Annotated in this window: 1 protein-coding gene; it reads left to right on the top strand. The window is 56.0% G+C overall.

Going from position 1 to position 368, the window contains the following annotated elements:
* On the top strand, positions 1-368 hold a 368-nt coding region (locus tag EYW48_RS21570; protein ID WP_277433089.1), incomplete at both ends, for a VCBS domain-containing protein.

Below are 368 nucleotides of genomic sequence, written 5' to 3'. Positions count from 1 at the left end.
ACCAGACCAGCCGGGTGATGACGCGGGCGCGGTGCAAGAAGACGTAACGCTGACCACTGGCGGCAACTTAAATGTGGCTGATCCTGATGCAGGTGAGGCGGTCTTCCAACCTCAAACCGACGTTCAAGACGGCAATTGGGGTACCTTCTCTATCGATGCAGATGGTAACTGGACGTATGAGCTGAACAACAGTCACCCAGACGTGCAAGCGTTAGACGCCGATAGCGATTCGGTGATTCGCACCATGACAGTGACATCTGCGGATGGCACGACTCATGACGTGGTTGTAACCATAACGGGTTCTGATGACAAAGCGATCATCACGCCAGACCAGCCGGGTGATGACGCGGGCGCGGTGCAAGAAGACG

Origin of the sequence: Vibrio sp. 1180_3 (genome assembly GCF_029478545.1) — a bacterium.
Classification (GTDB): domain Bacteria; phylum Pseudomonadota; class Gammaproteobacteria; order Enterobacterales; family Vibrionaceae; genus Vibrio; species Vibrio aestuarianus.
The sequence above is the reverse complement of the archived record's forward strand: the minus strand, read 5'-3'. Positions and strand labels throughout refer to the sequence as shown.